Below are 5,146 nucleotides of genomic sequence, written 5' to 3' on the forward strand. Positions count from 1 at the left end.
CCCCCCCCCCCCACGACCCCCGCCTCACTCCAGGCGCCGGACCATCGGCAGTTTCGATCGCGTCGTCGCCATCGCCACGGCCATCGCGAGCAGCGGCACGCCCACGACCGTGAGGGCCAGGCTGGTCCACGGCACCACGAGCGCCGACTCCCCGGACAGCGGGATGGCCGAGAACCCGAGCACCACGCCGAGCAGCAGCCCGAGCGCCGTGCCGAGCCCGCTCAGCACGAGCGCCTGCGCGCCCGCAAACGTCCGCCGGCGCCGCGGCTGCGCGCCGATCGCCGACAGCGTCGCCAGGTCGTCCCGGCTCTCCGCCGCGGACAGCGCGATCGTGACCGCCACGCCGAGCAGCGTGACCAGCCCGGCACCCGCGACGAGCGCCAGGTTGATCAGGTTGGCCTCCTCGACGGCGTCGTAGGGCTGCCACACCTCGACGCCGTGGTCCTCCCCCGCCACGATCGCCGCGTCGAGGTCATCCGCCGACGCCGACGGCGCGTAGCGCACAGCGAGCGTGTCGACCGCGACGGTCCAGCCCTGCTCCCGCGCCGTCTGTTCGGACACGAAGGCAGACGGGAGGTTGAAGTAGCTCGTGCCCTCCGGCCGCGACACGTACCGCGCGGGCAGCTCGGTCAGCTCGCCCTCCTCGTCGCCGGTGTCGAAGCCGGCGGTCCCGTCCTGGACGTAGCACTCGTCGACCGCCACGACCTTGCCCCGGTCCAGGTCCGCCCGCAGGTCCGCGTCGGGCGCGCGGCCAAGGGCCAGCTCCATCACCGCCGGCTCGGCGATGCCGACCTCGCCCAGCACGCACGTGTTCGACCGCCACGGCTCCATCAGCACCGGCGACGAACCCCGCGAGACCGTCGGCACCTTCAGCGCCCTGCCCTCCGGTAGCTCCGCCGCGATCGCGGCCCCGCCGGTGGCGAGTTCGCGGCGGGCGTCCGCGACCTTCTCCGCGTCGTCGCCGTACACCAGGGTCCGGTCGGCGAGCGCGGTGAGCGTGTCGGGCGGCTGGGTCCGGGACTCGTCGGACGCGCCCGCGGCGATCACGAACGCCATCGAGACCGAGCCGGCCACCACGACCATGATCGCCGCGACCGCGGGCACGGTCCGGTGCCGGTGCCGGCCGGCGTCGCGCACCGCCAGCCGGCCCGACAGCGGCAGCCCACCCGCGACCCTGCCCAACATCGCGATGACCCCGGACGTGCTCATGCCCAACCCGACGACCGCGACCAGCGCGGCGGCGAGCATGAACAGGGCCGGCACGATCAGGTCCAGCCCGGTGTAGAACTCGCTCTCCAGCTGCGCGGCCTCGTGGGCCGCGAGGTCGTGGCGGGCCAGCAGCCCCGCGGCGACCACGCCCGCCACGCCCACGCCCAGCAGGACGAGGCCGAGCAGCGGCAGCCGGCCGCTGAGCCTGGTGGTGCGGAACCGCTGCGCCAGCGCGTCGGCCGGCTGCATCCGGGCGACGCCGATCGCGGGCAGCAGGGCCGCGCCGGCCCCGGACAGCACCGCCACGACGCAGGCCACGGTCAGCTCGGGCCAGCCGAAGCGCCAGCCGTCGATCACCTCGCCCATGACCTGCTCCCACAGCGGCCACCCGGCGAAGATCAGCAGCACGCCCAGCAGCAGCCCGCCGACGGCGCCGACCCCGCCGAGCACGACTCCTTCCGCCAGCACCGTGCGGCCGATGTGCTTGCCCGTGCCGCCGTTGGCCGCGATCAGCCCCAGCTCACGGACCTGCCGGCGGGCGCCGACCGCGAACGCCGCGCCGGCCAGCAGCACGACCTCGAGGAGCCCGAAGCCGACGATGAGCGCTACCGGGCCGATCGTCTCGATCGGTTCGTCATCGCTGATCGCCCGCGGGTAGCGGTCCGGATCGGTGTAGACCGCCCGCGGCGTGAACGTGATGCCCTGCTCCGCGAGCTTCGGCCAGAGCGCGTCGGCGTCGGCGCCGGGCGGCAGGTCGACGAGGTACGGCACGCTCGGGTCCTGGCTGATCGTGCCCTTGACGTCCCGGAGCACCGAGTCCGGCGGCGCGACGACCGCCGGCCGGCCGAGCGAAGTCGGCGTCACCACGAGCCCGGTGACGGTGACCGTCGGCCCGTCCTCGGCGGTGACCGTGGCGCCGTCGCGGAGTTGGTCGCCGTCGAGCAGGCCGAGACGCTCCGCGAGCGGCTCGGTGACCGCGGCCTCGCCCGGTCGGTCCGGGAAGCGACCTGACTCCAGGCGGGCCTGGTGTTCGGCCAGCGGGTCACCGGCCGCGACGAGGTCGACCTGGATGCGCATGACCCGGTCGCCGTCGGTCACCCGCATCATTCCGAACTCGTTGTCCGGCACCACCCGTGAACCGGGCGGGAGCAGGCCGGCGAGGTCGACGGACCGCGGGTCGCGGTCGCCCGCCTCGGCGCTCTCGTAGTCGCCCGGCGCCCAGTCCGGCAGCGACTCCTGCCCGGTGACCTCCGCCGTCGCGTCCGCGGTGCCCATCATCTGGTAGGCCGCGTGCTCGCCGCCGGTGACCGTCTGCAGCAGCCCGTCCATCACCGTCGCGCCCGCGATCGGCACCGCGATGAGCGAGGAGATCAGGATCGAGCGCTTCAGGTTGCGCCGCATCGACCGCCGCGCGATCCGGAACGCACAACGCCAGCCACTCACGACTGCACCTCCAGAAGACTGTCCGGCGCGGGCGACACGGTCTCGTCGACGACCTGGCCGTCACGCAGGAACACGATTCGGTCGGCCCAGGCCGCGTGCCGGGCCTCGTGGGTGACGAGGAGCCCGGCCGCGCCCGCGTCGCAGCGCGCGCGGATGACGCCGAGCACGGACTCGCCGGTGTAGGAGTCCAGCGCCCCGGTCGGCTCGTCGGCGAGCAGCAGCCGGCGCGGCCCGACCAGCGCCCGGGCGATCGCCACGCGCTGCTGCTGGCCGCCGGACATCTCGTCCGGGAAGCGGTCCGCCACGTTCTCGACGTCGACCTCGCGCAGCGCGGTCAGCGCCTCGGCGCGGGCCTGCCGCGCCCGCACGCCGTCGAGCTCGCGCGGCAGCGCCACGTTCTCCGCGGCGGTCAGCGCCGGGATGAGGTTGAGGTCCTGGAAGACGTAGCCGATGCCGCGCCGGCGCAGCTGCGCGAGCCCGGCGCGGCCCAGCTCGCCGAGCGCCACGCCCTCGACGTGGACGCTGCCCTCGGATGGCCGGTCGAGGCCGCCGGCCAGCTGCAGCAGGGTGGACTTGCCCGAACCGGACGGGCCCATGACCGCGAGAAGCGTGCCGGGGGCGACGGAGAGACTGACGCCGCGCAGCGCGTGCACGGTCGTCTCGCCACTGCCGTGCACCCGGGACACGTCTCGCAGCTCGATCGCATATTCACTCACGACGCCCCCTCGCAGGCTCGGTGGCGCCGCTCGCGGTCGCCCTGTGCTTGTTGGTTCGCTCCGCAAGCTCCGCTCACCGGGGCACCTCCTGCGAGTCGGTCGCCGGCTCGGTGGCTGCCTCGGTCGTGGCAGGCCGGACGACGGGCCGCGGCGCGCGGGCGAGGCGGGTCTCGGAGTGGTCGAGCCAGCGGACCTCGGCCTCCGCCCGGAAGATCATCGAGTCGAGCACGAGCAGCCAGGCCAGGTCGTCCTCGCCGGCGCGGGCCTTGAGCCGGGTCAGCTCCTGGAGATGGCGGACGGTCGCGGTGCGCTGGGCCTGCATGACCGCCCGGGCGTCGACCCCCGGCGTGGCGACCGCCAGCGCGACCTTGATGGCCAGCTCGTCGCGGGGCCGGTCGTCCTGGGTGACCGGTGTGGCGAACCAGCGCACGAGGTCGGCCTGGCCGGTGTCGGTGAGCCGGTAGACCACCTTGCCCTGGTCGTCGGACTCGCCGGTCTCCTCGACCAGGCCGTCGCGGTGCAGGCGGGACAGCGTCGTGTAGACCTGCCCGATGTTGAGGGGCCAGGTGGCGCCCGTGGAGCGCTCGAACTCGCTGCGCAGCTGGTAGCCGTACATCGGCTGGCGCTCGAGCAGGGCGAGCAGGCCGTACTTGATGGACATGGATACTGAGTATGCATACTCGGTATCTGTCTGGCAACCCGACTTCGGATGGGAACGTCACGCCCCGCGGTGCCGGCGCGATGGAGGGGCATGGCGTCCCGGTGGGCGGCGGTCGTCGCCGCGGTGGTTCTCGGGCTGACGGCGGCGGGCTGCACGCCGTCGCCAGAGCGCTCGCCGGCGCCCGAACCCGAGTCGGCGACGACCCGGCGGATGGTCGACTACCTCGCCGACGCGGTGGACCTGCGGCAGTTCCGCGGGACGGTCGAGGTGCGGCTCGGCGACCAGGTGCTGCTGCGCCGCGGTTTCGACCGGGCGCGGGTGGGCACAGGCGACACTGACGGCGTGGCCAACGGGCCGGACACGCGGTTCCGGATCGCGTCGCTGACCAAGCAGTTCACCGCGCTGGCCGTGCTGATCCTGCAGGAGCGGGGCCGGCTGCGGGTCACCGACGCGGTGTGCGCGCACCTGTCGGACTGCCCGGCGGCGTGGCGCGCGATCACGGTCGAGCAACTGCTGACCCACACGTCCGGGCTGTACGACTACATGGACAGCTCCATGGCCGAGGCGGCGGCGTTCTTCGCGCGCATCGGCACCAGGGAGCCCTCGCCCGAGCAGCTGACCGAGGTCGTCGCGAGCCGGCCGCTCGAGTTCGCCCCAGGCGCGCGGTGGGACTACAACAGCTCCGGCTACGTGCTGCTCGGCCGCGTCGTCGAGCGGCTCTCCGGCTTGGCCTACGGCGACTTCCTGCGGACCGAGATCCTCGACCCGCTCGGCATGGCCGACTCCGGCTACGAGCCGGGGCTCGCGTCCGGCGAGCGCTACGCGGTCGGCTACCACGACTGGACGACTGCCGCCGAGACACTCGCCGACTCGGTCTACTACGCCGGCGGCGGCATGTACTCGACCGTGCGGGACCTGGACCGGTGGAACCAGTTCCTGATGACCGGCGACCCGGCCGTGGTCGACCGCGAGACGCTCGACGAGCTGCTGCGGGCGCGCGTCGAGACGACGCCGCTGGAGCGGTACGGGTTCGGCATGGCGAGCCGGGACGCGAACGGCGAGCCGGCGTACTTCCACGAAGGCTGGGTGGCCGGCTTCACCTCGTACAACGAGGTTC

Annotated in this window: 4 protein-coding genes; 1 reads left to right on the forward strand and 3 read right to left on the reverse strand. The window is 74.0% G+C overall.

Annotated features, from left to right (window positions below):
* Positions 1 to 24 precede the first annotated feature (24 nt).
* From ACRDSK_RS31645 to ACRDSK_RS31655, 3 genes are all read right to left on the reverse strand, one after another.
* Positions 25 to 2,652 carry an FtsX-like permease family protein gene (locus ACRDSK_RS31645; protein ID WP_431445071.1) on the reverse strand — a complete coding sequence of 876 codons (2,628 nt, stop codon included), beginning with the start codon at positions 2,650 to 2,652 and terminating at the stop codon, positions 25 to 27.
* Positions 2,649 to 3,368, reverse strand: coding sequence for an ABC transporter ATP-binding protein (locus tag ACRDSK_RS31650; RefSeq protein ID WP_431445072.1), 720 nt, complete (start codon positions 3,366 to 3,368; stop codon positions 2,649 to 2,651). The genes ACRDSK_RS31645 and ACRDSK_RS31650 overlap by 4 nt, the downstream gene beginning before the upstream one ends.
* A gap of 73 nt (positions 3,369 to 3,441) precedes the next feature.
* Positions 3,442 to 4,029, reverse strand: a complete 588-nt coding sequence (locus tag ACRDSK_RS31655) for a PadR family transcriptional regulator (protein ID WP_431445073.1) — start codon at positions 4,027 to 4,029, stop codon at positions 3,442 to 3,444.
* Positions 4,030 to 4,119: 90 nt separating this feature from the next.
* On the opposite strand from ACRDSK_RS31655, the gene ACRDSK_RS31660 reads away from it, so the two are divergent.
* On the forward strand, positions 4,120 to 5,146 hold a 1,027-nt coding region (locus ACRDSK_RS31660), incomplete at its 3' end, for a serine hydrolase domain-containing protein (RefSeq protein ID WP_431445074.1).

The sequence above is a fragment of the Actinophytocola sp. genome (assembly GCF_050699915.1).
Lineage (GTDB): Bacteria > Actinomycetota > Actinomycetes > Mycobacteriales > Pseudonocardiaceae > Actinophytocola.